Consider the following 22,368-nt stretch of genomic DNA (forward strand, 5'->3'; position numbering starts at 1 on the left):
TATTAGAGCAAATCGCCAGCTGCAGCCACCACGCCGCCAGCGACCTGCCAAGCCTGGGCATAGCCCAGCTGGCGCAGGCGCTGCAAAGCCTGGCTGCTGCGCCGGCCGGTACGGCAAAACAGCAGCACCGGTCGCGGCTGGCGCAGCCAGACTGCCAAGGACGAGGTCAGCTCAGCCAAGGGAATATTGCTGGCCGCTCGGCCAAAGCGTTGCAACTGCGTGTCCGCCGCATGTTCATGGGCCTCGCGCACATCGACCAGCAAGGCATCCGGATGCTGCCGCCAGAATTCCGCCAGCGCTGCAGGCGGCAAACTGCACGCCGGGTCTTCCGCAAGCGCGGGGCCCAAACGCAGCGGCTCCAAGGTTTCATCCGGCAACATTTCCACCGGCGGGCGTTGTAGCCGCAGCGCTTCGCCGCAGCGAACAATGCGCGCGCAAGCAGCGTCAATAAATGCTGCGTCTGCCAGCGCGCCAAAAGACAACCGCACCGCAGATGCAGCCTGCCATTCCGGCAAGCCCATGGCTTGCAACACATAGCTGGGCGCCGCCTTTTTCGCCGAACAGGCACTGCCCGCACTGACGCGCACACCGGCAGCATCCAGCACATCCACCAGCACGCTGCTGGGCACACCAGGGACGGAGAAGTTCAAGGTGGTCGGCAGTGCGTATTCCACGGCGTTGAAGACAATATCGGGCCACGCCACCCGCAGGCTCTGCGCCAACAGCTCTCGAAACTGTAGCATCTGCATGGGGCTGCAAAAACTGCCGCCCTCTTCCAGCGCCTGCAATACCGCGCCCAGCGCAGCAATGCCCGCCATGTTCTCGGTGCCAGAGCGCAAGCCTTGCTCCTGTCCACCGCCTGCCATCAGCGGAGTGAACGGCACACCTTCACGCACGTATAGCAGGCCTATACCCTTGGGGGCATACAGCTTGTGGCCAGAAAAAGGTGCGTAGTCGATACGCGTCTGCGCCAGCTGCAAAGGCAGTTTGCCCAGAGCCTGTACGCAATCCACCAGCCAGTAGGCCTGTAGCGCAACCTCGTTCAGCACGGACTCTATGCCCGCCAGGTCGGACACCACGCCGGTTTCGTTGTTGGCGGCCATGGTGCAAACCAGCGCAGCCCGGGGAGCCCAGGCACGCAGGGCTGCCAGATCGTGCCGGCCATGGCTGTCCACCGGCAATGCGCGCAACTCCATTTGCAAACCCAGGACCTGGTTCCAGTGCGCCAGACTTTCCGGCACGGCCTTGTGCTCGGTGGCGCCATACAGCAGCAGCGGCCCCACATCCGCCCCCCGGGCTCGCCGCGCGCGCACGGCACACAGGGCCGACAACACCGCCGTCTGTATACCTTCGGTCGCGCCGCTGACAAACACCACGTCACCAGCGCCAGCGCCCAGCACCCGCGTGGCGCGGGCTCGCACCGCATCCACCACTTGGCGCGCCTGCAATCCGCTGACATGGGTGCTGCTGGGGTTGCCGTACAGCGCGCCCATGGCATGTTGCGCGGCGGCCAAGGCGGCGGGAAGCACGGGAGTGGTGGCGTTGCAGTCCAGGTAAATATCAGTCGGCATGGTGGGCAGTAAGCTAGCTGAAAGAGCGCCATGCTACCCACGAGATTCCAAACATACATTTCAAATTCAAGCGATAAATCGCAAAATCAAGAATAAAACACGCATATAACTTAAAATAACAGCATGAATTCACTAGATCGCTTGGACTACGCTATCCTGGGTGCCCTGCAACTGGATGGCGATCTGTCTGTGGCCGCGCTGGCCGAACGCGTGGGCCTGTCCAGCACGCCCTGCTGGAAACGCCTCAAGCGCCTGGAAGACGAGGGTTACATCACCGACCGCGTAGCACTGGTGCACGGAAAAAAAGTAGGCCTGCCCGTCACGGCATTCGTCAGCGTGCGCATCCAGCAACACGATGAAAAATGGGTCAAACAGTTCACGACCGCCGCCTCCGCGTTACCCGAAGTACTGGAACTGCACCGCATGAGCGGTGACGTGGACTATCTGCTCAAAGTCGTAACGACCGATATCGACGGTTACGATCGCTTCTACAAAAAACTCATCCAGACCATGCCGCTCAGCGGCGTGTCCAGCGCCTTTTCCATGGAACAGATCAAGTCCACCACGGCCCTGCCGCTGGATCTGGTGTCCTTTGGCGCATCCAAAACCTAGAAAGAAGAAAACAACATGCCCATCCAATGGTTCCCCGGCCATATGCACCTGACCAAGAAGGCCATCACCGAGCGCCTGAAGGAAACCGATGTGGTGATCGAGCTGCTGGACGCACGCCTGCCCGGCTCCAGCGCCAACCCCATGCTGGCCGAACTGATCGGTAGCACACCCACGCTAAAGGTGCTGAACAAGCAGGACATCGCCGACCCGGCACGCACCGCGCTCTGGCTGGACCATTACAACGCCCTGCCGGGCACCCGCGCCATCGCCCTGGATGCCAGCGAAACCGCGCCGGCCCAGCGCCTGATACCCGCCTGCCGGCTGCTGGCGCCCTTACGCGGCGGCATGGTCAAGCCCATGCGGGTGCTGATATGCGGCGTACCCAACGTGGGCAAGTCCACCCTGGTCAACACTTTGAAAGGCAAGCGCGCCGCCAAAACCGGCGACGAGGCCGGCATCACCAAGCTGGAGCAGCGTATCGTACTGGCCGACGACTTCTACGCCTACGACACACCCGGCATGCTGTGGCCGCGCATCATCGTCGAGCAAAGCGGCTACCACCTGGCCGCCGCCGGCTCAATTGGCCGCAATGCCTTTGACGAAGAAGAGGTAGCACTGGAGTTGCTGCTGATCCTGCAAAAACACTATGCCGGCCAGGTCGAAGAGCGCTACAAGCTCGACCCCATCCTGGGCCTGACCGACGTGGCCCTGCTGACCGAAATCGCCCGCAAGCGCGGCGGCCTGCTGGGCAAGGGCAAAGTCAATCTGCAAAAAGCCGCCGAAATCGTGCTCACCGAATTCCGCGCCGCCACGCTAGGCCGCATCACCCTTGAAACACCGGAAGAGTTCGCCCAATGGCTGACCGCCGGCCAAGCCCTGGATGCCGCCCGCCAGGCAAAGAAGGACGCGCGCAAGAACAAGAAGGGGCCGGCCGCCGAGTAATCGCAATCGTCCGCTCTAGTTTTGATAGCTACCATCGCAGAAGTCATCTGCGCCAGCAGTCTGAAAAAGTCAAAAAGCCGCTGGGTTTGCACCCAGCGGCTTTTTATCAGCTTGATCTAAGCCAGCCCATAAAGGCTGGCGTTACATCAGAACTTGTGGCGAACGCCAACGGCAAACAAAGTCGTCTTGCTATCGTCAACATCTTGCAGATGCTTGGTAGCAGCGTACGAGGTGTACAGGGTGGTACGCTTGCTCAGGTCATACAAAACTTCCAGGTCAAAACCCTTGCTCTTGTTGTCCGTCGTCAGAATGTCACCCTTGGACTGTGCGTATTCAGCGCGCAGCGTGAAGGCACCCACAGGTGCGGACACACCCAGAGCAAGTTCCTTGTTCTTAGCGCTAACGGTACCGACATCCAGCTTAACGACGTTGTAGTCACCATAGATCTTGGCAACGCCAAAATCATAGTAAGCACCAACCATGGTGTTCTTCAGGTTGGTGTCGCCAGCCGTAGCAGACTTGGCCAGACCTTCGTTTTGGTAAGCCAACAACACGCCGATGGGGCCGTTATCGTAGCGACCTGCAATAGAGAAGGTGCTAGTTGCGCCGGTGGTAGCGGTCTTGTTTTCGCCCAGGCCGTATACAGCAGAAGCACGGAAACCAGCGTAGTTGTTGGTTTGGAACTTGATGCTGTTGTCGACACGGGAGTTATAGCCAATCCAGGCGCTTTGGCTTGCCAGGAAAGAGTTTGCTACGGTTGCAAATGCGGTAGCTTGAGCAGCAGTTGGAGAAGCTGCGTTCAAGTATGCAACACCAGCGGCAGCGTTGGCTGCAGAGATGCCTGGGCCAGCAGTCACGTCAGCACTGTTGTGAGCGGAAGGCAGGAAGTCACCGATGGCATCATCCAAGGAAGTGTCGTGGCGACCGAAGGTCAGCGTACCGAAACCACCGCTGAAACCGACGAAAGCGTGACGACCGAACAGCAGACCACCTTGTGCGCTGCTACCGGTGTCAACGTTGAAACCGCTTTGCAGATCGAACACGGCATTCAAACCGCCGCCCAGATCTTCAGAACCCTTCAGGCCCCAACGGCTGCCGTTTTGCAGGCCGGACTGCATGCGGTTTTGCGCCAAAGTGGAGACGGTGAACGAGGTTGGGTCGCCGGTCACTGGGGTCAGCGTGGCCGTCTTGAAGTTTTGCAGGCTGACATCGATCAAACCGTACAGGGTCACGGTGGACTGAGCCATGGCGGCGCCGGAAGCGGCGAGTACGGCCAGGGCGATCAGGGATTTTTTCATGGAAAGGTTCTCCAAAGATTAAAAGATGTCGGGTTCACAGTCAGGCTGTAACCTCAACCCCACTCCTTGTTTCAGAAGCTGATGGGATTAAAGCAGACCACCTCGGACAAAGCAGTGACGTTTTCAGAATAAACATATGATTTGTTGACTAAAAACAACGTTTTGGGCATGCAAGAATACCTCGGGCTCCAGCACCCCACACTTGGCAATCCGTATATTCCACATGAATCAGGCTGTTTCGCAAACCCCAATTACAAAGAGTCACGAAACTACATAAAAAATTTACACCAGCCTGCACCTTACGGAATGTGTAACTTTGCTCGGCTTTTTCGAGCCCCGTCCAGGAACTGGCAGCGCCGGCTCTGCCGCTAAGCCCAGGCCACTTTAACAATAGCAACCGAGGAACAATGTGAAAAAAAGCACTTTGCTGGCTACGACGATCTTGCTCTCGGGCATGGCGACCGTCGCTGCGGCACAAGAAGCGCCAACCAGCAGCGTCGTACTTTACGGCATCGCCGACGTGGGCCTCAACCACGTCACCGGATTGAAGCAAGGCACGGTCACACAGCTGGCCAGCGGCATCATGGAAGGATCACGTTGGGGTCTGAAAGGCAACGAAGACTTGGGTGGTGGCATGCGCGCCCTGTTTACGCTGGAAAGCCGGTTTGAAATCGATACCGGTGCGGTTTCCAATATTCCTGCATCTGGGGCCCAGGTTCCAGATCGTTTGAACACAGCCACGCTGATGGGGCTTCCCGCCACGGCGCAGCCCTTGGTGAGTGCGGTTGCGGGCGCACTGGGATCGCGGCTCGGCGTCAATACTGCGGACAAAAACCTGTTTGACCGCCAGGCCTTCATGGGACTGGTCACGCCTGTGGGCGCGATCATGGCGGGCCGCCAGTACACCCCTGGCTATGTAGTGTCGGCGACTTTTGATTCCATGCACGGTGAATCCAGCCTGGCCCTGGGTCAATTGGTGTCGGTCCCCGCTTCGTTCACCATCCGCACCAGCAATGCCTTGCAATACGCCGTCCAGGCCGGCGGATTTAGCGGCAGCCTTATGGCTGCAGCAGGTGAGGCAGCCGGCAACAACTCGGCGAACCGACTCCTGGGTGCCATGGCCACCTACAAGGGCGCAGGCTTCTCCCTGGGCGCGGGCTACAACACGCAGAACAACGAACTGGGCGAAAAAGCACTGACGAACGCAATCCTGGGCGCTTCGGTAGATATCGGTCCCGGCAGCTTAAGCATCATGTACGCCACCATCAAGGACGACCATCCCGCCGATCTGTCCAGCGTGGCGGCCTTGCTGGTCTCCAAAGGCGCCAGCGCAAGCAGCGCCGCAGACGTACAAAACGCCTTTATCCGGGCGGTGCAACAAGACGCGCGCCTGCTGCATATTGGCTACCGCATCCGCAGCGGCCCGCACACCTTCACCGTGGCCTATAACACCATGAACGACAGGACAGCCAACAACGCCGACCGCGACTCCTATGGGGCCGCCTACACCTATGCGCTGTCCAAGCGCACCGATCTGAACGCCGTTTTGACGCGCTTCAATAACAGCGGTGCATCCCAGCTGGCACCTGGCGGCAATGGCTTTCTGGGGGGTGTCACCGCCAGTGCGGGCACCGATTCGAACGGCTTGGCGCTGGCCCTGCGCCACCGCTTCTGACACAAGAACAAGCCCTCTGTCCACGGGGGCGTGCGCCCCAGGCCGCATAGGGTAGCCGCACTGATTTACAGTGAAGCCCTGTTTGCCCAATTACACGCACCGCATGTCGCTACCCAACCCGCCTTCACTTGACCAGATCTGCCGCGTCGCAGACTCTGCGCTGCGCACCATCTTCACCCGCCCGCATGGCAACCGTGCCTGCCCCACGGTGCCGGAACATACGCATGAACTAAGCGCCGAGGAGAAAACCCACGCCGCCGCACTGATGCGCGTCAACCACGTGGGCGAGGTGTGCGCGCAAGCCTTGTACACGGCCCAGTCTCTGGTCACGCCCACTCCCGCACTACGCGCGCATTTTGAACATGCCGCCGCCGAGGAAACCGACCACCTGGCCTGGACGCACCAACGGCTGGACGAGTTAGGAGGCCGGCCCAGCATGTTGAATCCACTGTGGTACGCCGGTGCCTTCGGCCTGGGGCTGGCGGCTGGCAAGCTGGGCGGTGACCGCTGGAGCCTGGGCTTTGTTGTGGAAACCGAAAACCAGGTGTCGGCCCACCTGCAAAGCCACTTGCAACGCCTACCGAGCAACGACCATGCATCCAAGGCCATCGTGGTGCAAATGAAGGATGACGAAGAGCGCCATGCCCACGAAGCCAAGATCCAGGGAGCGATCGATTTGCCGGCTCCCATCAAAACCATGATGCGCATGGCAGCCAAGGTCATGACGACCGTGGCCCACAGGATTTAAATCTTAGGCAGCTTCGACCAAGTCAAAGCTGGTGGTGATCTCGGCCGTCTTGCCCAGCATGATGGTGGCGGAGCAGTATTTGTCATGGCTCATGGCAATTGCACGCTCAACGGCAGCCGCGGGAATGCTTTTACCAGTCACGGTGAAATGCATATTGATCTTGGTGAACACCTTGGGGTCGACCTCGGCGCGGTCGGCAGACAGCTTGACCGAGCAGCCGCGCACATCATGGCGGCCACGCTTCAGAATTAGTACCACATCGTAGGCCGTGCAGCCGCCGGTACCGGCCAGCAAAGTTTCCATGGGGCGGGGCGCCAGGTTCTGGCCGCCATTCTCGGGTTTGGCGCTGTCAGGCGCTCCATCCATGGTCAAAGTGTGGCCACTGCCGGTCTCGGCCACAAAACCCATGCCGGAGCGGGTACCCGCTGCGCCGGTCCAACTGACTGTGCATTCCATGCTGCGTATCTTTCTGAGGCAAAGCCTAATTATGAGAACAAGACCGATTTTGCCTAGCAGCGCGCATTAATTCACGATTTAAGCAACACATGGATGCTGCAACGCAGCAAGACCTAGGGAAAACGACTACAATAAATCCATCGCACACATTTAACCCGTGTGCACCGTTTGTCTCCTCCACCCTCTGAAAAGGTGGATTTAAGCCCCGAGTCGCAAGACTTGGGGCTTTTTTTATGCCCTTAGCAGGCCGCGCAAGCGCATACAGGCCGGCCCCTTATGATCTCCCTCCCAGGAGAACCCATGACGACCGCACCCGCCAAAGCCCCCAAGGCCCAGAAACCAACCAAAGCGGCCAAGCCGCTGACCCCCGCCGACTATCTGAAAAAGATTCTGACCGCCCGCGTCTACGACGTCGCTATCGAATCCGCCCTGGAGCCCGCGCGCAACCTCAGCCGCCGCCTCGGCAACACGGTTCTGCTCAAGCGAGAAGACACACAGCCCGTGTTCAGCTTCAAGCTGCGCGGCGCCTACAACAAGATGGCGCACCTGACGCCACAGCAGCTCAAAAAGGGCGTAATTTGTGCCTCCGCGGGCAACCACGCCCAGGGCGTGGCCATTAGCGCCCGAAAACTTGGCGTGCGCGCCATCATCGTCATGCCCACGACGACGCCACGAATCAAGGTGGATGCAGTACAGACATTGGGTGGCGAAGTGGTGCTGCATGGCGAAAGCTATTTCGACTCGTACAACCATGCACTCCAACTGCAAAAAAAGCAGGGGCTAACCTTTGTGCACCCATTTGACGACCCGGACGTCATCGCCGGCCAGGGCACGATCGCCATGGAAATTCTGCGCCAGCTACAAGGCCTGGGCTCGCAAAAGCTGGACGCCATCTTCGTCGCCATTGGCGGCGGAGGCCTGATCTCTGGCGTAGCCAACTACATCAAGGCCGTGCGACCTGAGATCAAGGTGATTGGCGTGCAGATGAACGACTCAGATGCCATGCTGCAGTCAGTTACGGCCAAAAAGCGCATCACACTTCCCGATGTGGGCCTATTCGCAGATGGCACAGCCGTCAAACTAGTAGGAGAAGAGGGTTTTCGAATCGCCAGCGAGCTGGTCGATGGGTACATCACCGTAGACACCGACGCCGTCTGCGCCGCCATCAAGGACGTGTTCGTGGACACGCGCAGCATTGTCGAGCCCTCGGGCGCCATGGCCGTGGCCGCCATAAAGCAGTACGTGGCCAAGCACAAGAAAAAAGACGAAACCTATGCCGCCATCCTGTGCGGCGCGAACATGAACTTCGACCGCCTGCGCTTCGTCGCCGAGCGCGCCGAAGTGGGCGAGGAGCGTGAAGCCCTGTTCGCCGTCACCATCCCCGAAGAACGCGGCAGCTTCAAGCGCTTCTGCGAAGCCATAGGCCAGCTGCCCGGCGGGCCGCGCAATGTGACCGAGTTCAACTACCGCATCAGCGACGCGGCCAAGAGCAACGCCGCCCATGTGTTTGTCGGCCTGACCACCACGGCCAAGGGCGAATCGCAGAAGATCGCCAGCAACTTCAGCAAGCACGGCTTCAAGGCGCTGGACCTGACCCACAACGAGTTGGCCAAGGAGCACATCCGCCACATGGTGGGTGGCCAGTCGGCGCTGGCGCAAGATGAACGCTTACTCAGCTTTGTGTTCCCCGAACGGCCCGGCGCGCTGATGAAGTTCCTGAGCCTGGTGCGTCCGGGCTGGAACATCAGCCTGTTCCACTACCGCAACCAGGGCGCGGACTACGGCCGCATCCTGGTCGGCCTGCAAGTGCCCAAGACCGATGCCAAGGCCTTCGACAAATTCCTGGCCACACTGGACTACCCCTACGTTGAGGAAACCAATAACCCGGTCTACCGCCTGTTCTTGCAGAGCTGACGCGCTTGGCCTTCGTCCGCCACTACCTGCTGGCCATCCAGTTCTTCACCCGCATCCCCATCACGGGGCGGCTGGCGGCCTGGGTGGGTTATAGCCCGGCCATGCTGCGGGCCAGCGCGGCGCACCTGCCCGGTGTGGGCTGGCTGGTGGCCGCCCTGGCCTGCGGCGTGGCGGCGGCCGGCATGGCGCTGCTGCAGCAACGCCCGGGCAGCGCGCTGGTGGCTGCAGTGCTGAGCACCGTGGCCACGGTGCTGCTCACCGGCGGCTTCCATGAAGACGGCCTGGCCGACGTGGCAGATGGCCTGGGCGGCAGCGCCGACCGGGCCCGCGCGCTGGAGATCATGAAGGATTCGCGCGTCGGTGCTTTCGGCGCCATCGCCCTGGTGCTGGCCTTGATGTCCAAGGTCGCTCTGCTGGCCCTGCTCGGCAGCTACAGCACCCACGCCTTGCTGGCAGCCCTGCTCGGCGGCCATGTCTGGTCGCGCTTTTGCCCACTGCTGCTGGTGCGCCTGCTGCCCCATGTGGGCGATGCGGCCACCTCCAAAAGCAAACCACTGGCGGGCCAGATCAGCGGGGCGGCGCTGGTCGTTGCGTTGCTATGGTGTTTTATGCCGTTAGCGCAGGTATTATTTGCGCAAGGTGCTACATTTTTAATAGCAAGCCTGGCCGCCAGCAGTCTGGCGTTTTTATGGATGAAACGCCTGTTCGCCCGGCGGCTACAAGGTTTTACCGGCGACTGCCTGGGCGCCACGCAGCAAGTCTGCGAGATTGCCTTCTATCTGGGCGCCGCCGTGGCCCTGCCATGAAGCTTTGGCTGGCCCGCCATGCCCGTCCGCTGGTGGCGCCTGGCGTTTGCTACGGCGTGCTGGATGTGGCAGCTGACACCTTGGCGACACAGGCCGCTGCCGCCCGTCTGGCCGCTACCCTGCCCGCAGACATGGTTGTTTGCAGTTCCACGCTACAAAGATGCGAGCAGCTTGCGCAGGCACTGTCTGCGCTGCGGCCCGATTTGACGTTGAAATTTGATGCGCGGCTGCGCGAGATGGATTTTGGCCAATGGGAAGGCCAGACGTGGGAAGCCATCGGTCAATCCGCGCTGGACACCTGGACCGCCGACTTCGCCCACTACCGCCCGGGCGGTGGCGAATCGGTGCATGGCTTCATGCAGCGGGTGGGCGCAGCCTGGGACGCTGTGGGGCCGCAGCCCATGCTGTGGATCAGCCATGCGGGCGTAGCGCGGGCCTGCAACTTGCTGTCCGCCGGTATACGCACGCTACACCGCGCCGACCAATGGCCGCAGGCAGCACCCGGCTACGGCGAATGGACTACTTTCTGACGGGCAATTCCAGTGCAAAAGCGGCCGGCCCGTCCATGCTGGGTGCCAGCTCGGCACGGCGCGGGCCCACAGACTGCAGCAGCAAAGCCCCATCGACCAGGCTACCCACCCGGTAGGGCTTGGGCGCCTTGCCGTCCACGGCGATCAGGGCTGCCCCCTGGCGACCTGGCTCGGCAATCACGCCCGACAGCACAAAGCGCGTGGACGGGTTGACCGCCGCCACCGGCATGGGCCCTACACTGCCCAGCACATGCGCCACCGCCGCCGCGTCTACGGGCACAGCCCCCGGCCCGGCCACGGCGGCCTGCGGACCACTGGGTGCGGCCGTGGCCTTCAAGCCCCAGTACGCCACGCTGGCCAGGGCCAGAGCCCAGACCACAAAGGCCACCAAGCGCGGAGCCCAGCGTTCCATTACAGAATCGGATGCATTGATTAACATGCATTGATTATCATCGCAGCCCATGACACTCCACAGCCCTATTCGTTCCTCCAGTCCCCTTTACCGCCGCGTGCGCAATATGCGTAATGCCGGCTTCACCCTGATCGAATTGATGGTGGTGCTCGTCATCATCGGCGTGCTGGCCGCGCTGATCGTGCCCAACGTGCTGGACCGCGCAGACGACGCCCGCGCCACCGCCGCCAAGACCGATGTCCACAACCTGATGCAGGCACTGAAGCTCTACAAGCTGGACAACCAACGCTACCCCACCGCCGAGCAAGGCCTGCAAGCCCTGGTCGCCAAGCCCAGCACCAACCCGGTGCCGCCCAACTGGAAGCCGTATGTGGAAAAGCTGCCCAACGACCCCTGGGGCCGCCCCTACCAGTACCTGAACCCCGGCGTGCAGGGCGAGATCGATGTGATGTCCTTCGGCGCCGACGGTCAACCAGGTGGCGAAGGCAAAAATGCCGATATCGGCAGCTGGCAGTAGGCAGCTTGCCTCTTCTCCAAGGGGCTTCACGCTGCTTGAACTGCTGGTCGTCGTCGCCATCATCGCCATAGCCAGCGCGGGCGTTGCCTTTGCCCTGCGCGACAACAGCCAGACATTGCTGGAGCGCGATGCGGCGCGGCTGGCCGCCCTGTTTGAATCGGCACGGGCCCAGTCGCGGGCGACCGGTGTGCCGGTGCGCTGGAGCAGCACGCCGGACGGCTTCCAGTTCGACGGCCTGCCGCCCCATACCCTGCCCGAACGCTGGCTGGGCAACGACACCGTGGCGCGCAACACCAGCCCGGTTGTGCTGGGCCCGGAACCGGTGATTGGCCGCCAGGAAGTTGTGCTGCAGTCCATCAGCCAGCCCAACGAACTGCTGCGCATCGCCACCGATGGCGCGCGCCCCTTCACTGTGCAGCCGGCCACACCGTGACGGCACGCACCCGTCTATCCATCGTCCGTGGCTTCACCCTGATCGAGGTGCTGGTCGCGTTGGGCATCGTGTCGATTGCGCTGATCGCCGGGCTGCAAGCCACCCAGGCGCTGACCACCAACGCCACACGCCAGACCGATGTGCTGCTGGCCCATATATGCGCCGAAAACGAGCTCATCAAGATGCGCCTGTCCACCCAAATGCCCGGCGTGGGCGACTCCGACATCAGCTGCGAACAGGCCGGCCACAGCTACCAGGTACGGCTCAGCGTGCTGCCCACGCCCAACCCCAGCTTTCGCCGGGTGGATGCGCAGGTGTTTGCCGCCAACGCGCCCATCCTGCGCCTATCCACCATCGTGGGACGGTTCTGATGCAGCGCCAACGTGGCTTCACCCTGGTCGAACTGCTGGTGGCCCTGATGGTCATGGCGCTGCTGGCCGTGCTGAGCTGGCGCGGGCTGGACGGCATGCACCGGGCGCAAACCCGTACCCAGCAACGCGCCGACGAGGTGCTGACACTGCAGGCCGGCCTGAGCCAATGGAGCGCCGACCTCAACGCCCTGCTGCAACTGCCCAACATCAGCACCATCGACTGGAATGGCCGCAGCCTGCGCCTGGTGCGGCGCAGCACCGAACCCAACGCCGCCGGCCCACTGGTCGTGGCCTGGTCGCTGCGCAATGTGGACGGCACCGACCAGTGGCTGCGCTGGCAGTCGCCCGTGGTACACAACAACGCGGCACTGACCCAGGCCTGGAACAATGCCGCACTCTGGGCGCAGAACCCGGGTGACGAGGCGCGCCGCGCCGAGGTGGCACTCACCCCGCTGAGCGACTGGCAGGTGTTCTATTACCGCGACGGCGCCTGGAGCAACCCGCAATCCAGCAGCGCCACCACGGCGACGGCCCCCAGCAGCACGGCATCCAGCGCAGCATCCACCGACTCCAGCATCCCCGATGGCGTGCGCCTGGTGCTGACCCTGCCGCCCGGCCAGGCACTGAGCGGTGTGCTAACGCGCGACTGGATACGGCCCACCGTAGGCGGGGGCAAATCATGAGAACGCCCCAGTCTTGTATTTATAAGAAATCGGCTTCCAGCGCAGGTAATACCTGCGCAAGTAGCTCTCAAAAAAATAGCAAACACCAGCAACGCGGCGCGGCCTTGCTGCTCGCCATGCTGACCGTCACCCTGGTCGCCACACTGGCCGCCGCCTCGCTATGGCAGCAGTGGCGCAGCGTAGAGGTGGAAGCGGCGGAACGCCAGCGCGTGCAGTCGGCCTGGATACTCACCGGCGCACTGGACTGGGCGCGGTTGATACTGCGCGAAGACGCCCGCTCTGGCGGAGCCGACCACCTGGCCGAACCCTGGGCCGTGCCACTGCAGGAGTCGCGCCTGTCCACCTTTCTGGCGGCCGACCGCAACAACACCGGCGGCATGACCAGCGACGAGGAGGTAGACGCGTTTCTGTCCGGGCAAATCACCGACATGCAGTCACGCATGAACATCATGAATCTGGTGGAGAACAACAAGATCTCCGAAGTCAGCCTGGCCGCCTTCGGCCGTTTGTTCGAAGAGCTCAAGCTGTCGCCCCAGGAGCTGACGCAGATGAGCAGCCAGCTGCAGTTGGCGCTGGACAGCACGCAGACCAACAGCGACAACCCAAGCATCCCACTGGTGCCACGGCGCGCCGAAGACCTGGGCTGGCTGGGCCTGAGCCCCAGCAGCGTGGCCGCGCTGCGACCTTATGTGTCGATACTGCCCGTGCATACCGCCGTCAACCTGAACACCGCCAGTGCCGAGGTGTTGGTAGCCAGCGTGCCCAATCTGTCCATGGCCGATGCGCAGAAGCTGGTCAGCGCCCGCGCCAGCAAATACTTTCGCAGCACGGCCGATGCCAGCACCCTGCTGAACCAGCCGGGCATCAGCTTCAGCGAATCCGAGCACGGCGTGGCCACCCGCTATTTCGAAGTGCTGGGCCGGCTGCGCATGGGCGCCACTACGGTGCTGGAGCGCTCACTGGTGCAGCGTGACGGCATCAATGTCAGCACCCTGTGGCGCGAGCGTGCGGTGGCCGATCCGTCCGGCAAGGCACCGCTGTGAAGCAGGGTCTTTGCCAACGGGGACCGTCACAGTCTCTACATACAATGGCCGGCCTGAGTTTCGTCTGCCGTACGCAGGGCGCCCCAGCGCATGCAAGTTGTTCCACGTTGTCACGCCCATGAGTACCCTGATCGTTCTACTCCCTCTTGAATCTACCGGCAGCGCAGGCCTGCTGGACTACGTGCTGACGCCGGACGGCCACAGCGTGGGATCGCACGACCGAGCCCCCGCCGCCCTGCTGCCCGTGGCCACCGCCACCGAACTGGTGGCCGTGGTGCCCGCTCAAGCCCTGTCCTGGCACCGCGTCGAGCTGCCCAAGGGCAGCCTGCAGCGCAGCGCCCTGGGCCGTGCAGCCGACACGCCCCGCCTGCGCGCCCTGCTGGAAGGCCTGCTGGAAGAACGCCTGCTGGAAGAGCCATCCGAGCTGCACTTCGCCGTCCAACCCGATGCGCCCAGCGAAGGCCCGGTCTGGGTTGCCGCCTGCAATCGCGCCTGGCTGCGCAGCGCCCTGGCGGTGCTGGAGGCCAGCCAGCGCACAGTGGCGCGCATCGTGCCCGAATTCAGCCCCCTACCCGAGGGTAGCGACAGGGTGCACATCCTGGGCACGCCCGAGGCGGCGCAGATCGTCCACGCCGGCCCCCAGGGCATCCACCTGCTGCCGCTGAACCACGCCACGCTGACCATGGCCCTGGGTGGCGCAGCCGATACGCTGGAGATCGTCGCCGAGCCCGCCGTCGCCAGCATGGCCGAAGAGCTGGCGCAGCGCCCCGTCACCCTGCAGCACAGCGCCGAACGCTGGCTGGCCTCGGCCCATGGCCGCTGGGACCTGGCGCAATTTGACCTCACCAACTCCGGCAGCAGCCGCGCCTGGAAGACCCTGGCCGGCCACGCCGAACGCATGCTGCAAGCCCCCGCCTGGCGCCCCGCGCGCTGGGGTGTGGGCTTGCTGCTGCTGGCCCAGCTGATCGGCCTGAACGCCTGGGCGTGGAAGGAAAGCAATAGCCTGGAAGCCAAGCGCAAAGCCATCCGCGACAGCCTGACGCAAACCTTCCCCCAGGTAAAGCTGGTCGTGAATGCACCAGTGCAAATGGCGCGCGAGCTGGACCTGCTGCGCCAAAGCGTAGGGGCTACCTCGGCACGTGACCTGGAGCCCATGCTCAGCGCGCTCGGTGCGGTGTTGCCGCCGCAAACTTCTGCCATCCAGCTGGACTTCAGCCCCGGCGAAATCCGGCTCAAGGGCCTGGACCCGGCACCCGGCCCCGACGCCATCGCCAGCCTGCGCAGCAGCGGCTACAGCCTGCGCAGCGAAGGCAACTTGCTGGTACTGCAAACCGCCAACGGAGCCACACCATGAAGACTCCGTCCTTCCTGCTGCAGTTGCAACCCCACTGGGCTGCCCTGGCGCCGCGCGAGCGCCGCAGCGTGCTGGCAGCTGTGGCCCTGGTCGGCCTGGCCCTGCTGTGGTGGCTGGCCCTAAGCCCCGCCCTGCAAACCCTGCGCGCCGCCGATGTGCAGCGCCGAGAACTTGATGCCCAGCTGCAGAACATGCACCGTATGCAGGCCGAAGTACAAGCCCTGAAAAACCAAAGCGCACTCGGCTTTGACGAGGCCCTGCGCAGCGTACAGGCCTCGGCCAAGACCGATTTATCCGGCACCGCGCAGATCAATGTGCTGGGCGAACGCGTCAGCGTCACCCTGAAGAACACCCCGGCCGATGCGCTGGCCCGCTGGCTAGCGCAGGTGCGCATCAATGCCCGCGCCCTGCCCACCGAGGCCAAGCTGGTACGCAGCCCCGCCAGCACCGCAGCCTATGCGTCCCAGCCCGCTTGGGACGGCAGCCTGGTCCTGGCACTGCCCAAGCGCTAAAACGTGGCTCTAAAACCTGCAACTTCCCCCGCTCGCACCGCGCCTTGGCGCTGGGCTTGGGCGGGCGCCTGCCTGGGCCTGGCCTGGGCCCTGCTGGTATTTGCACCTGCACGCTGGCTGGCCGCCGCACTGGACCAGGCCAGCCAAGGCCAGGTGCAGCTGGCAGACCCGCTGGGCACGGTATGGGACGGCTCGGCCCAGCTGGTGCTGTCGGGTGGCAAGGACAGCCGCGACCAGGCCGCCCTGCCCGAGCGCCTGCGCTGGCGCCTGCGCCCCTCTTTCAGCGGTGTGTCTGCCGACATCCTGGCCGAATGCTGCATGGCCCAGCCGCTGCAGCTGCGCGCCGCGCCGCACTGGGGCGGTGGCGAATTGACGCTGGCCGACAGCCAGTCGCACTGGCCGGCCGCCTGGCTGGCCGGCCTGGGCGCACCCTGGAATACCTTGCAGCCCGAGGGCACGCTGACGCTGGCCACCCAGGGCCTGGTCGTAGACCTGAACAGCGGGCGCATGCAGCTCAGCGGCCGGGCCCAGCTGGAAGCCATCGACATCGCCTCGCGCCTGTCCACCCTCAAGCCCATGGGCAGCTACCGGGTCACACTGGCCGGCGGTAACCCAAACACCTTGCAGCTGGAAACCCTGAAGGGCAGCCTGCAACTAACCGGCAGCGGTCAGTGGGTCGGCGCCCGCCTGCATTTCGACGGGGTGGCCACCGCTGCCCCGGATCGTATCGACGCCTTGTCCAATCTTCTCAACATCATCGGTCGGCGCGACGGCGCGCGTGCCATCATCAAAGTAGGTTAATGGAATGACCCCAGCCCGCACACCCACGCTGTCTTCGCGCTTTCCTAAAGCTATTATTTCAATAGCTATCACCGCAGGATTCACCTGTGCTACCGGCCTTTTTTCTATAAACGCACTGGCCCAAGGGCCAGCAAGCGACAAGGCCAGCACGGCCAAGCGCGGCGAGCCCATCACGCTGAACTTTGCCAACGCGGAGATTGAATCTGTGGCCCGCACCATGGCTGTGATCACCGGCCGCAACGTGGTGGTGGACCCGCGCGTCAAGGGCACCATGACGCTGAGCACCGACCACCCGGTCAACCCCACCGTGGCCTACAGCCAGTTCCTGGCGGCGCTACGCCTTCAGGGCTTTACCGTGGTCGAGTCCAGCGGGCTGGACAAGATCGTGCCCGAGGCCGATGCCAAGCTGCAGCCCGGCCCGGTGACCATTGGCGAAAACAATGCCGCCGTGGGCAGCCAGATCGTGACGCAGATCTTCAAGCTGAACTACGAGAACGCCGCCAACCTGGTGCCGGTGCTGCGCCCGCTGATCAGCCCGAACAACACCATCAACCTGAACCCCGGCAACAACTCGCTGGTGATCACCGACTACGCGGACAACCTGCGCCGCATCGGCCGCATCGTGGCGGCCATGGATGTGTCCAACGCGTCGGACGTGGAAATCATCCCGCTGAAATACGCCATCGCCAGCGACCTGGTGCCGCTGGTAACCAAGCTGGTCGAGTCCGGCAGCACCACCGGCGCAGCCCCCGCCGCCGGGCAGACCGACACATCCTTCAAAACCACACTGCTGGCCGAGCCGCGCAGCAATGCGATCATCCTGCGCGCAGCGAACCCGGCACGGGTGTCCCTGGTCCGCTCGCTGATCGCCAAGCTGGACCAGCCCGCGGTCAACACCGGCAACGGCGAGGCCGGCAACATCTATGTGGTCTATCTGAAGAATGCCGACGCCACCAAGCTGGCCACCACGCTGCGCGCCGCCATGAGCGGCGAGGCGCGGGGCAACTCCAGCAGCGGCAGTTCCGGCAGCGGCAACAGCTCCAGCAGTTCCAGTGGGCTCAGCCAAACCAGCTCCGGGAGCAACAGCGGCTCCAGCAGCAATAGCATGAACAGCTCCAGCAGTTCCAGCAGCACGGGCAGCAGCGGCGCCTTGAGCGGCACCACCAGCAACCAGCCATCCACCGGTGGCCAGATACAGGCCGACCCGTCGACCAACTCGCTGATCATCACCGCGCCCGAGCCACAGTACCGCCAGCTGCGTGCCGTCATCGACAAGCTCGACGGCCGGCGCGCCCAGGTGCTGGTGGAGAGTCTGATCGTCGAGGTCAGCAGCAACAAAGCTGCCGAATTCGGCATCCAGTGGCAGGGCGTGCTGGGTAACGTGGGCCTAGGCACCAACTTCGGCACCGGTAGCAGCAACCTGGCCACGCTGGCCACCAACATCGCCACTGGCAGCACCAGTACTACCCTCAGCTCAGGCCTGAACCTGGGCGTGGCCACCAGGATCAACGGCACCTATGTGCTGGGTGCACTGGCCCGGCTGATGGACCAGACCGGCACCGGCAACGTGCTGTCCACCCCCAACCTGCTGACGCTGGACAACGAAGAAGCCAAGATCGTCATCGGCCAGAACGTGCCCTTCGTCACCGGCACCTACACCACCAACAGTGCCACCGGCACGTCCAACCCCTTCCAGACCGTTGAACGCAAAGACGTGGGTCTGACCCTGCGCGTACGCCCACAGATCAATGAGAACGGCACGGTGAAGATGGCCATCTACCAGGAGGTCTCCAGCGTGGACGCCTCCACCAAAAGCAACACCAATGGGCCGACCACCAACAAACGCTCCATCGAGTCGAATGTGCTGGTGGACGACGGCTCCATCGTCGTGCTGGGCGGCCTGCTGCAAGACGACTATTCGGGCAACGTAGAGAAGGTGCCCGGCCTGGGCGACCTGCCCTTCCTAGGCAACTTCTTCAAGAGCGAAACCCGTACCCGCAACAAGACCAATCTGATGGTGTTCCTACGGCCCATCGTGGTACGTGACGCCGGCACCAGTGATGCGTTGGCGGTAGACCGCTACGACATGATGCGCGGCCAGCAGCAGGACGTGAACCCGGTGCCACGCGTCGGCCTGTCCGCCGTGCCGGATGCCTCGGTGATCCCGGTCCTGCCGGCCACTGACAACAAAGCCGTCGTGCCCAAGCCCCTGACCACGCTGCCCTTGTCCAACCCGACTACCCCGTAAGCGATGCGCCACCCCCTGCCCTACGCTTTTGCCCGCGCCCAGCAACTGCTGCTGGAAGAGAACCTGGGTGAGTACACGCTCTGGCTGCACCCTGCGTCCACGCCATCGGCCCTGAGCGAGGTGATGCGCAAATACCCGGTGCGCCAGATAGAAACCCTGAGCGCCGAGGCCCTGGCCCAGCGCATCAGCGCGGCCTACGCCCAGGGCGAGTCCAGCGCGGCGTCGGTGGTCAGCGAAGTCGAGAGCGATGCCGACCTATCACGCATGATGCAAGAGCTACCGGCCGTGGAAGACTTGCTGGAGATGAGCGACGACGCGCCCATCATCCGCATGCTCAACGCGCTGCTGACCCAGGCCGCACGCGACGGTGCCAGTGACATCCATATCGAGCCGTATGAGCGCCATTCCAGCGTGCGCTTCCGCGTGGACGGTACGCTGCGCGAGGTGGTGCAGCCCAATCGCGCCCTGCACGCGGCGCTGATCTCGCGCCTGAAGATCATGGCGGATCTGGACATTTCCGAAAAACGCCTACCGCAGGACGGCCGCATTTCCTTGCGCATCGGCACCCGGGCGGTGGACGTGCGGGTCAGCACCCTGCCCAGTGCCCATGGCGAACGTGCCGTGCTGCGTCTGCTGGACAAGAGCGGCGCCAAGCTGACGCTGGAATCGGTGGGCATGCAGGGCGACGTGCTGGACAAGCTGCAAAACCTGATCAACCAGCCGCACGGCATCATTCTGGTGACCGGCCCCACCGGCTCGGGCAAGACCACTACGCTGTACGCCGCCCTGAGCCGCCTGGACGCCGGCAGCAGCAACATCATGACGGTGGAAGACCCGATCGAATACGAGCTACCCGGCGTCGGCCAGACCCAGGTCAACGCCAAGATCGACCTGACTTTTGCCAAGGCGCTGCGCGCCATCCTGCGGCAAGACCCGGACGTGATCATGATCGGTGAAATCCGCGACTTCGAGACCGCGCAGATCGCCATCCAGGCGTCCCTGACCGGCCACCTCGTGCTGGCCACGCTGCACACCAACGACGCCGCCAGCGCGGTCAACCGGCTGATCGACATGGGCGTGGAGCCGTTCCTGCTGAGCAGTTCGTTGCTGGGCGTATTGGCCCAGCGCCTGGTGCGTAAGATGTGCCCCGTGTGCCACGGCAAGAACTGCGAAGCCTGCAGCCACACCGGCTACCACGGCCGCACCGGCATCTTCGAGCTGCTGGTCACCGACGACGCCATCCGCGCCCAAATCCACAACCGCGCCGCCGAAGCCGACATCCGCACCGCCGCGCGCGCCGCCGGCATGCTGCTGATGCGCGAAGACGGCGAACGCCTGGTGCTGGCCGGTGTGACCTCGCGCGAAGAGCTGCTGCGCGTGACGCGGGATTAACGCCCGTCTTTGACACAAACCAGAAACCACAGCTAATATAACAACTGTTATAACGGAGATACGACGTGCACGCGCTCAAACTCACCCAGATTGGCAATTCGATCGGCGTCATCCTTCCCAAGGAAGCATTGGCTCGGCTCAAGCTGGGAAAAGGTGCCTCCATCTTCCTGACAGAAACCCCCGAGGGCTACACCCTCACCCCCTACGACCCTGCTCTGGAAGAACAAATCCAAGCGGGCCGCGCGTTTATGAGCGACTTCCGCGACACCTTTCACCAACTCGCCAAATGAGCTGGCGCTGGGTCAGCAAACAGGCACTGCTGCTGCTGCACGACGAAAGCCTGGCCGAGCATGGCGGCGGCACTGGTTTGCGTGACGAGGGTTTGCTCGATTCCGCTCTCGCCCGCCCCTTGAATCTGGCGGCTTATGGCGAGCCTGACTTTGCCGCCCTGGCGGCCAGCTACGGTCTGGGCCTGGTGCAAAACCATGCCTTTGTCGATGGCAACAAACGCGCAGCCTTTCTGGCCGTCGGTCTATTTTTGTACCTCAATGGCTATCGGCTGACGGCGTCACAGGCCGACGCAACACTGATGATCATGGGTGCGGCCGCAGGCGATATCCATGAAGCCGACTTTGCTGCCTGGCTGCGCCAGAACGCCCATATACGTTGAACACATAGCATGCCCGCCTATTCCTTCGAAGCCGTAGACGCCCAGGGCCAGTCCCGCAAAGGGGTGATGGAGGCCGACACGGCCAAAGCCGCGCGAGCCTTGCTGCGCGCCCAGGCGCTGGTGCCGCTGGCGGTAACCCCCGTCAACGCCAGTAGCGGCAATGCATCGGCCGGCACCGGCCTGCGCACCACGCTGTTCGAGACAAAAGTCTTCAATGCCTCCGGCCTGGCCATCTGGACCCGGCAGGTCGCCGGCCTGGTGTCCAGCGGCCTGCCGCTGGAGCGGGCACTGACCGCACTGACCGACGAGGCCGAGGACGAGCGCCAGCGCAATCTGCTGGCCTCCTTGCGTGCCGAGGTGAATGCCGGCGCCAGCTTTGCCAAGGCGCTGGGCCAGCATCCGCGCGAATTCTCCGCCATCTACACCGCCGTGATCGGCGCAGGCGAGCAAAGCGGTGCGCTGGGCGGGGTGCTGGAAAGCCTGGCCACCGACCTGGAAGAACGCCAGGCCCTGCAGTCCAAGCTGATCGGCGCAGCACTCTATCCGGCCATCGTGACCCTGGTGGCGATTGCCATCGTGCTGTTCCTGGTCGGCTATGTGGTGCCGCAGGTGGCCAACGTGTTTGCCGGCAGCAAGCGTGCGCTGCCGTTTTTGACGGTGGCCATGCTGGCCATCAGCGACGTGGTGCGCAACTACGGTTGGGCCATGTTGATTGCTATTATTTTTGCAGCTATCGGCGCACGTATCGCCTACGCCAATGCCCTGATTCGTCAAAAATTCGACGCCGCCTTTTTGAAGTTGCCGCTGGTGGGCACACTGGCACGTGGCTACAACGCGGCGCGCTTTGCCAGCACTTTGGCGATGTTGGCCGCAGCCGGCGTACCCATTCTGAAAGCCCTGCAAGCCGCCGCCGAAACACTGAACAACACCGCCATGCGCGCCGATGCATTGGACGCGCTGGTGCTGGTGCGCGAAGGTGCGCCGCTGGCCTCGGCCCTGGCGCAGAAGAAACGCTTCCCCGGCCTGCTGGCCATGTTCGCCCGCCTGGGCGAGCAGACCGGCCAGCTGCCGCTGATGCTGCAGCGCGCCGCCCGCCAGCTGGGCACCGAGGTACAGCGCCGCGCCATGGCCCTGGCCACCATCCTGGAGCCGCTGCTGATCGTGGCCATGGGCCTGGTGGTGATGCTGATCGTGCTGGCTGTACTCATGCCCATCATCCAACTTAACCAGTTCGCGAAATAGTGAACACCCCCAGGCTTGCCCACTGCGTGTGGCCTCCTCCCCCCTTGCAGGGGGCAATACCAGCGGCCCGGCGAAGCCTGCTCCGCGGTATTTCTGGAGTGAGACAGGCTCGTTTGGATGTCCGGGGGAACCTGGCAA

The 22,368-nt window shown here is 63.4% G+C and carries 24 protein-coding genes; 20 read left to right on the plus strand and 4 right to left on the minus strand.

The features are described from left to right. Positions 1-2: 2 nt before the first annotated feature. Positions 3-1,571 carry an aminotransferase class V-fold PLP-dependent enzyme gene (locus tag AC07O2_RS12285; RefSeq protein ID WP_495076027.1) on the minus strand — a complete coding sequence of 523 codons (1,569 nt, stop codon included), beginning with the start codon at positions 1,569-1,571 and terminating at the stop codon, positions 3-5. 123 nt (positions 1,572-1,694) lie between these two features. On the opposite strand from AC07O2_RS12285, the gene AC07O2_RS12290 reads away from it, so the two are divergent. After that, entirely contained in the window at positions 1,695-2,183 is a 489-nt protein-coding gene (locus AC07O2_RS12290) for an Lrp/AsnC family transcriptional regulator (RefSeq protein ID WP_495076028.1), read from the plus strand. 15 nt (positions 2,184-2,198) lie between these two features. After that, positions 2,199-3,125 carry a ribosome biogenesis GTPase YlqF gene (ylqF, locus tag AC07O2_RS12295; protein ID WP_495076029.1) on the plus strand — a complete coding sequence of 309 codons (927 nt, stop codon included), beginning with the start codon at positions 2,199-2,201 and terminating at the stop codon, positions 3,123-3,125. 146 nt (positions 3,126-3,271) lie between these two features. On the opposite strand, the gene AC07O2_RS12300 is transcribed toward ylqF, so the two are convergent. Beyond that, on the minus strand, positions 3,272-4,423 hold the full coding sequence (locus AC07O2_RS12300; protein WP_495076030.1) for a porin: 1,152 nt from the start codon (positions 4,421-4,423) through the stop codon (positions 3,272-3,274). A gap of 409 nt (positions 4,424-4,832) precedes the next feature. Between AC07O2_RS12300 and AC07O2_RS12305 the strand changes: the two genes are divergently transcribed. Next, a complete protein-coding gene (locus tag AC07O2_RS12305) occupies positions 4,833-6,098 on the plus strand; it encodes a porin (RefSeq protein WP_495076031.1) in 1,266 nt (421 codons plus the stop codon). 103 nt (positions 6,099-6,201) lie between these two features. Then, on the plus strand, positions 6,202-6,846 hold the full coding sequence (gene coq7 / locus AC07O2_RS12310) for a 2-polyprenyl-3-methyl-6-methoxy-1,4-benzoquinone monooxygenase (RefSeq protein ID WP_495076032.1): 645 nt from the start codon (positions 6,202-6,204) through the stop codon (positions 6,844-6,846). Between the two features lie 3 nt (positions 6,847-6,849). Here coq7 and AC07O2_RS12315 read toward each other — a convergent pair whose 3' ends face one another. Then, entirely contained in the window at positions 6,850-7,302 is a 453-nt protein-coding gene (locus AC07O2_RS12315; RefSeq protein WP_495076033.1) for an OsmC family protein, read from the minus strand. Between the two features lie 300 nt (positions 7,303-7,602). On the opposite strand from AC07O2_RS12315, the gene ilvA reads away from it, so the two are divergent. Genes ilvA through AC07O2_RS12330 form a run of 3 tightly spaced genes read left to right on the plus strand, consistent with a single transcriptional unit; the run spans position 7,603 to position 10,552 of the window. After that, complete coding sequence (gene ilvA, locus AC07O2_RS12320) at positions 7,603-9,216, plus strand: threonine ammonia-lyase, biosynthetic (RefSeq protein ID WP_495076034.1); 1,614 nt, start codon at positions 7,603-7,605, stop codon at positions 9,214-9,216. Positions 9,217-9,221: 5 nt separating this feature from the next. Further along, positions 9,222-10,022 (plus strand): adenosylcobinamide-GDP ribazoletransferase, encoded by an 801-nt coding sequence (locus tag AC07O2_RS12325; RefSeq protein ID WP_495076035.1) that lies wholly within the window; start codon positions 9,222-9,224, stop codon positions 10,020-10,022. After that, positions 10,019-10,552, plus strand: coding sequence for a histidine phosphatase family protein (locus tag AC07O2_RS12330; protein ID WP_495076036.1), 534 nt, complete (start codon positions 10,019-10,021; stop codon positions 10,550-10,552). Before AC07O2_RS12325 ends, AC07O2_RS12330 begins: the two co-directional genes overlap by 4 nt. On the opposite strand, the gene AC07O2_RS12335 is transcribed toward AC07O2_RS12330, so the two are convergent. Continuing rightward, entirely contained in the window at positions 10,542-10,964 is a 423-nt protein-coding gene (locus AC07O2_RS12335) for a type II secretion system protein N (RefSeq protein WP_495076037.1), read from the minus strand. The genes AC07O2_RS12330 and AC07O2_RS12335 overlap by 11 nt on opposite strands. A gap of 49 nt (positions 10,965-11,013) precedes the next feature. On the opposite strand from AC07O2_RS12335, the gene gspG reads away from it, so the two are divergent. From gspG to gspF, 13 genes are all read left to right on the plus strand, one after another. Beyond that, positions 11,014-11,481, plus strand: a complete 468-nt coding sequence (gspG, locus tag AC07O2_RS12340; RefSeq protein ID WP_495076038.1) for a type II secretion system major pseudopilin GspG — start codon at positions 11,014-11,016, stop codon at positions 11,479-11,481. Continuing rightward, entirely contained in the window at positions 11,456-11,914 is a 459-nt protein-coding gene (locus AC07O2_RS12345; RefSeq protein ID WP_495076039.1) for a prepilin-type N-terminal cleavage/methylation domain-containing protein, read from the plus strand. The genes gspG and AC07O2_RS12345 overlap by 26 nt, the downstream gene beginning before the upstream one ends. Further along, positions 11,911-12,285 carry a type II secretion system minor pseudopilin GspI gene (gspI, locus tag AC07O2_RS12350; protein WP_495076040.1) on the plus strand — a complete coding sequence of 125 codons (375 nt, stop codon included), beginning with the start codon at positions 11,911-11,913 and terminating at the stop codon, positions 12,283-12,285. The genes AC07O2_RS12345 and gspI overlap by 4 nt, the downstream gene beginning before the upstream one ends. Further along, entirely contained in the window at positions 12,285-12,968 is a 684-nt protein-coding gene (locus AC07O2_RS12355) for a PulJ/GspJ family protein (RefSeq protein WP_495076041.1), read from the plus strand. The genes gspI and AC07O2_RS12355 overlap by 1 nt, the downstream gene beginning before the upstream one ends. Positions 12,969-13,084: 116 nt before the next feature. Then, positions 13,085-14,011 (plus strand): type II secretion system minor pseudopilin GspK, encoded by a 927-nt coding sequence (gene gspK / locus AC07O2_RS12360; protein ID WP_495076042.1) that lies wholly within the window; start codon positions 13,085-13,087, stop codon positions 14,009-14,011. Between the two features lie 118 nt (positions 14,012-14,129). Further along, the gene (gene gspL, locus AC07O2_RS12365) at positions 14,130-15,365 is read left to right on the plus strand and encodes a type II secretion system protein GspL (protein ID WP_495076043.1); all 1,236 of its coding nucleotides are present in this window, start codon (positions 14,130-14,132) and stop codon (positions 15,363-15,365) included. Continuing rightward, a complete protein-coding gene (locus AC07O2_RS12370; protein WP_495076044.1) occupies positions 15,362-15,877 on the plus strand; it encodes a type II secretion system protein M in 516 nt (171 codons plus the stop codon). Before gspL ends, AC07O2_RS12370 begins: the two co-directional genes overlap by 4 nt. 3 nt (positions 15,878-15,880) lie before the next feature. Beyond that, positions 15,881-16,678 (plus strand): type II secretion system protein N, encoded by a 798-nt coding sequence (gspN, locus tag AC07O2_RS12375; RefSeq protein WP_495076045.1) that lies wholly within the window; start codon positions 15,881-15,883, stop codon positions 16,676-16,678. 4 nt (positions 16,679-16,682) lie between these two features. Next, entirely contained in the window at positions 16,683-18,926 is a 2,244-nt protein-coding gene (gspD, locus tag AC07O2_RS12380) for a type II secretion system secretin GspD (protein ID WP_495076046.1), read from the plus strand. A 3-nt stretch (positions 18,927-18,929) separates the two neighbouring features. Then, positions 18,930-20,318, plus strand: coding sequence for a GspE/PulE family protein (locus tag AC07O2_RS12385; RefSeq protein WP_495076047.1), 1,389 nt, complete (start codon positions 18,930-18,932; stop codon positions 20,316-20,318). A 65-nt stretch (positions 20,319-20,383) separates the two neighbouring features. Next, positions 20,384-20,608, plus strand: coding sequence for an AbrB/MazE/SpoVT family DNA-binding domain-containing protein (locus tag AC07O2_RS12390; protein ID WP_490590630.1), 225 nt, complete (start codon positions 20,384-20,386; stop codon positions 20,606-20,608). Further along, the gene (locus tag AC07O2_RS12395) at positions 20,605-20,988 is read left to right on the plus strand and encodes a type II toxin-antitoxin system death-on-curing family toxin (protein ID WP_495076048.1); all 384 of its coding nucleotides are present in this window, start codon (positions 20,605-20,607) and stop codon (positions 20,986-20,988) included. The genes AC07O2_RS12390 and AC07O2_RS12395 overlap by 4 nt, the downstream gene beginning before the upstream one ends. Before the next feature lie 9 nt (positions 20,989-20,997). After that, positions 20,998-22,230: a type II secretion system inner membrane protein GspF gene (gspF, locus tag AC07O2_RS12400; RefSeq protein WP_495076049.1), complete on the plus strand. Its 1,233-nt coding sequence runs from the start codon at positions 20,998-21,000 to the stop codon at positions 22,228-22,230. The last annotated feature ends 138 nt before the right edge of the window (positions 22,231-22,368 follow it).

The organism is Rhodoferax sp. GW821-FHT10B06, assembly GCF_059415605.1.

Excerpts from the sequence above, each read along its gene's own strand:
- gspG (WP_495076038.1), top strand. The coding sequence starts at position 11,014 with ATGACACTCCACAGCCCTATTCGTTCCTCCAGTCCCCTTTACCGCCGC.
- AC07O2_RS12330 (WP_495076036.1), top strand. The coding sequence starts at position 10,019 with ATGAAGCTTTGGCTGGCCCGCCATGCCCGTCCGCTGGTGGCGCCTGGC.
- AC07O2_RS12285 (WP_495076027.1), bottom strand. The coding sequence starts at position 1,571 with ATGCCGACTGATATTTACCTGGACTGCAACGCCACCACTCCCGTGCTT.
- gspF (WP_495076049.1), top strand. The coding sequence starts at position 20,998 with ATGCCCGCCTATTCCTTCGAAGCCGTAGACGCCCAGGGCCAGTCCCGC.
- AC07O2_RS12345 (WP_495076039.1), top strand. The coding sequence starts at position 11,456 with ATGCCGATATCGGCAGCTGGCAGTAGGCAGCTTGCCTCTTCTCCAAGG.
- AC07O2_RS12395 (WP_495076048.1), top strand. The coding sequence starts at position 20,605 with ATGAGCTGGCGCTGGGTCAGCAAACAGGCACTGCTGCTGCTGCACGAC.
- ilvA (WP_495076034.1), top strand. The coding sequence starts at position 7,603 with ATGACGACCGCACCCGCCAAAGCCCCCAAGGCCCAGAAACCAACCAAA.
- AC07O2_RS12290 (WP_495076028.1), top strand. The coding sequence starts at position 1,695 with ATGAATTCACTAGATCGCTTGGACTACGCTATCCTGGGTGCCCTGCAA.
- AC07O2_RS12355 (WP_495076041.1), top strand. The coding sequence starts at position 12,285 with ATGCAGCGCCAACGTGGCTTCACCCTGGTCGAACTGCTGGTGGCCCTG.
- gspK (WP_495076042.1), top strand. The coding sequence starts at position 13,085 with ATGCTGACCGTCACCCTGGTCGCCACACTGGCCGCCGCCTCGCTATGG.
- coq7 (WP_495076032.1), top strand. The coding sequence starts at position 6,202 with ATGTCGCTACCCAACCCGCCTTCACTTGACCAGATCTGCCGCGTCGCA.
- AC07O2_RS12335 (WP_495076037.1), bottom strand. The coding sequence starts at position 10,964 with ATGGAACGCTGGGCTCCGCGCTTGGTGGCCTTTGTGGTCTGGGCTCTG.
- AC07O2_RS12315 (WP_495076033.1), bottom strand. The coding sequence starts at position 7,302 with ATGGAATGCACAGTCAGTTGGACCGGCGCAGCGGGTACCCGCTCCGGC.
- gspL (WP_495076043.1), top strand. The coding sequence starts at position 14,130 with ATGAGTACCCTGATCGTTCTACTCCCTCTTGAATCTACCGGCAGCGCA.
- AC07O2_RS12370 (WP_495076044.1), top strand. The coding sequence starts at position 15,362 with ATGAAGACTCCGTCCTTCCTGCTGCAGTTGCAACCCCACTGGGCTGCC.
- AC07O2_RS12385 (WP_495076047.1), top strand. The coding sequence starts at position 18,930 with ATGCGCCACCCCCTGCCCTACGCTTTTGCCCGCGCCCAGCAACTGCTG.
- AC07O2_RS12300 (WP_495076030.1), bottom strand. The coding sequence starts at position 4,423 with ATGAAAAAATCCCTGATCGCCCTGGCCGTACTCGCCGCTTCCGGCGCC.
- gspD (WP_495076046.1), top strand. The coding sequence starts at position 16,683 with ATGACCCCAGCCCGCACACCCACGCTGTCTTCGCGCTTTCCTAAAGCT.
- ylqF (WP_495076029.1), top strand. The coding sequence starts at position 2,199 with ATGCCCATCCAATGGTTCCCCGGCCATATGCACCTGACCAAGAAGGCC.